The 3,699-nt window shown below is 66.0% G+C and carries 3 protein-coding genes and 1 pseudogene; all 4 read left to right on the top strand.

The window, feature by feature from the left end:
- Nucleotides 1-381: pseudogene (locus IV088_RS10885) on the top strand (mannitol dehydrogenase family protein); the annotation flags it as partial.
- Between the two features lie 20 nt (nt 382-401).
- The gene (locus tag IV088_RS10880) at nt 402-1,184 is read left to right on the top strand and encodes an L-iditol 2-dehydrogenase (protein WP_291101739.1); all 783 of its coding nucleotides are present in this window, start codon (nt 402-404) and stop codon (nt 1,182-1,184) included.
- Nucleotides 1,185-1,317: 133 nt separating this feature from the next.
- Complete coding sequence (locus IV088_RS10875) at nt 1,318-2,253, top strand: AraC family transcriptional regulator (protein WP_291101737.1); 936 nt, start codon at nt 1,318-1,320, stop codon at nt 2,251-2,253.
- Nucleotides 2,254-2,454: 201 nt separating this feature from the next.
- The gene (locus IV088_RS10870; protein WP_291101735.1) at nt 2,455-3,453 is read left to right on the top strand and encodes an NADPH:quinone reductase; all 999 of its coding nucleotides are present in this window, start codon (nt 2,455-2,457) and stop codon (nt 3,451-3,453) included.
- Nucleotides 3,454-3,699 lie beyond the last annotated feature (246 nt).

Below are 3,699 nucleotides of genomic sequence, written 5' to 3'. Positions count from 1 at the left end.
GACCGCTTCGGCAACCCCGCCATCGCCGACACCAACCAGCGCGTGGCCATGGACGGTTTCGCCAAGATCCCCGGCATGATCGCGCCCACCATCCGCGACAAGCTGGCGCGCGGGGGCACGATCGACAGCGTCGCCATGCTGCCCGCCCTGTTCCTGGCCTACCTGCAGCGCTGGCACGCCGGCCAGATCCCCTACACCTACCAGGACCAGGCCATGGACCCGGCCGCGGCCCACGCCATCTGCGAAGCCGCCGACCCGGTGGCCGCCTTCGCGGCCGATACCACGCTCTGGGGAGAACTCGCCAGCGACACGCGTCTCGTGAGCGCGCTGCGCAACGCCCACGCCCGCGTGATGGCCTTCGTGAAGGCGACCGCAGCGTGAGCCCTCAACCGGTCAGCCTGTTGCGCCTCAAAGGCAAACACGCGCTGCTCACCGGCGCGGCCGGCGGCATCGGCCTGGCTGTGACCCGGGCCTTTCTGCTGCAGGGCGCGCGCTGCACCGTGGCCGACGTCGGCCCGACCGCCAGCGCCGAACTGGTGCAGCTCATGAAGGCCTATCCCGACAGCCTGCAGTACGTGGCCACCGACGTGACACAGCTGCCGCGGATCGACACCCTGATCCACGCCGCCGCGCTGCGCTTCGGCCCCATCACCACACTCTTCAACAACGCCGCCATCTTCGACATGGCGCCGCTGCTGGAGAGCGGCGAGGCCATGTACGACCGGATCTTTTCGGTCAACGTCAAGGGCGCCTTCTTTGTGATGCAGAAGGTGCTCGCGCACATGGTGCTGAACGAGGTGAAGGGCGGCGCGGTCATCAACATGGCCTCGCAGGCCGGCCGCCGGGGCGAGGCGCTGGTGGCGCACTACTGCGCCAGCAAGGCCGCCGTCGTGAGCTACACGCAGAGCGCCGCGCTCGCCATGGCGCCGCACCGGATCCGCGTCAACGGCATCGCCCCGGGCGTGATCGACACCCCCATGTGGGCCGGCGTCGATGCGCTGTTCGCGCGCCACGAGAACCTGCCCTTGGGCGAAAAGAAGAAGCGCGTGGGCGAGGCCGTGCCGCTGGGGTACATGGGCTCGCCGCAAGACCTCTGCGGCGCGGCCGTTTTCCTCGCCAGCGACGAGGCTTCCTACATCACCGCGCAGACGCTGAATGTCGACGGTGGTAACGTCATGAGCTGAAAGACATGAAGCCCCCAAGCGTATTTCCACTTTCGATGAAAATCCGGGGCTCCACCGCTGCGCGGGTCGCTGCCCCCCAAGGGGACGCGAACGCCCTTGGGGCGGCCCGGCGGGCATTCCGTGTTGCCACACCATGACCGTCAAGACACACGCTGCTCCGCGCCAGCTCCGCCCCGAGCTGGAACACGAGTACGCGCGCTCGCCCGATCTGGGCTACGAGTCGCCGGCCGACGTGGGGTTTGTGCGCTGCCTCGAACACGGCTACCCCACGCCGCTCGCGCGCTGGCACTACCACGATGAATACGAGCTGCACCTCATCACCGCCACCAGCGGCAAGGTGTTCGTGGGCGACTGGATCGGCCCCTTCCAGCCCGGGCAGCTGGTGCTCACCGGCCCGCGCCTGCCGCACAACTGGGTCACCATGGACCTGCCCGAAGGTGGCGTGCCACAGCGCGATCTGGTGATCCAGTTTTCACACGAACCCCTGGTGCGCGCCAGCGACACCATCCCCGAACTCGCCGAGGTGCTGCCGCTGCTGGAGCGCGCCAAGAACGGCATCGAGTTCTTCGGCCTGTCCGAGTCGGCCGACGCCCACTGGCACAAGATCAAGGGCTCGCGCGGCCTCAAGCGCTTCACCGCCTTCTGCGACTTCATGAGCGACCTCGCGGCCTGCACCGACTACCGGCTGCTCTCGGCCGTGCAGCTGCAGAGCACCGACGACGACGCCTCGCTCGACCAGATCGACGCCGTGGTCAACCGCATCACCGACCACCTGGCCGACGAACACTCGGCCGCCGCGCTCGCCGCCGAACTGGGCATGAGCGAGAGCAAGTTCAGCCGCTTCTTCCGCAAGGCCACCGGCAACACCTTCACCGATTTCGTCAACCGCGTGCGCATCAGCCGCGCCTGCCAGCTGCTGATGGACACCGACCAGCAGGTCACCCACATCTGCTACGAGGTCGGCTTCAACAACGTGGCCAACTTCAACCGCCGCTTCCTGGAAATCAAGGGTTTGACGCCGACCGAATTCCGCAAGCAATCGCTGACCCGCTTCAAGGGCGCCACATAGCCCCCACGCTCCGCCGCTGCGCGAAGCGACACGCTGCGGGCGCGCCATGCGCGGTTCGGCGCGCTGTATCTGGCGTTGCGACAGCGGGTAAGTTCCGATAGATCGCACGGCGATCAGCGGACCTGATGTAGGTCGATGTCCTTGTCTGCAGCGGCGCTACCGCGACGGCCAAAGTGCATTCCGTGTTGGCAATCAAAGCGAATGGAACTCGACATGAAAGCTGCTTTTTACGAACAGACCGGGCCCGCTGAGCAAGTGCTTGTGGTGGGCGAAGTGCCTGATCCGCAGCCCGCACCCGGCGAGGTTCGGGTGCGTTTGCAGTGGTCCGGCCTGAACCCTTCCGACGTGAAGGCGCGCTCCGGCGCGCGCGGCCCGATGATGCCGTTTCCACGCGTCATCCCGCACAGCGACGGCATGGGCATCATTGATGCCGTGGGCGCCGGTGTGGATCCGGCACGAAGCGGCGAACGCGTCTGGCTCTGGAACGCCGCCTGGGGCAGGGCATTCGGCACCGCGGCAGAGGCGGTGTGCTTGCCCGAGCAGCAGGCTGTTTCTCTGCCGGCCAACGTGCCCGACGAAGTCGGTGCGTGCCTTGGGATTCCCGCGCTGACGGCGCTGCACGCCGTGTTGACCGATGGTGGTGTGGCGGGGCAGCGGGTGCTGGTCGCTGGCGGAGCCGGCGCGGTGGGTCACTACGCCGTTCAGTTCTCGCGTTTGCTGGGTGCGCGTCAGGTCATCACGACCGTCAGTTCAGCGGCAAAAGCCGCGTTGGCGTTGGCCGCTGGCGCCGATGTGGCGATCAACTACCGAACCGAATCTGTCGTGGACCGCGTGTCGCAGGAAACACAGGGTGAAGGTGTTGATCGGGTGATCGAAATGGACATCGCAGCGAACGCGGCCATCGACATAGAGGTCGTGCGCCTCAATGGTCAGTGGGTGGTCTATGGCAGCGGCGCAAAGCAGTTCACTTTGCCGTTTTTTCCGATGATCTCGCGCAACTTTGGTGTCCGGTTTTTTATCGTCTACCACCTGAGCGATGCGGACCGGCGACGCGCTGTCGAGACCCTGACGGACTTTTTGCGACGCGACCTGCTGCAGCACAACATCGGGATGAAGCTCCCCTTGGCCTCGATCGCTGAGGCGCATGCCGCGGTCGAAAGCGGTGCCGTGACAGGCAACGTCGTTTTATCGATCCGTTGACTGGCCTTGCATACACGTCATCTGTGTGGATGTCAGCCCCCAGAGACAGAAGTTCGACGTGCTCGGATACCAGCGGCGGGTTCCTGGCAAGGTCGCCAGGACACCGACTCGACCAACGGCATCCACTCACCGCGCAGAGTGACCGGTTGAGGCGCTCGCGAACACTCAGACGTCAAGTTCGAAGTTCTGAGACCAGCCTAAGGACTAAACCGCTCGCGCGGTAGTCTCCGAGCTGAGATGGTTGGT

This window comes from Hydrogenophaga sp., assembly GCF_018780075.1.
In the GTDB taxonomy this organism is placed as follows: Bacteria; Pseudomonadota; Gammaproteobacteria; order Burkholderiales; family Burkholderiaceae_C; genus Hydrogenophaga.
The sequence above is the reverse complement of the archived record's forward strand: the minus strand, read 5'-3'. Positions and strand labels throughout refer to the sequence as shown.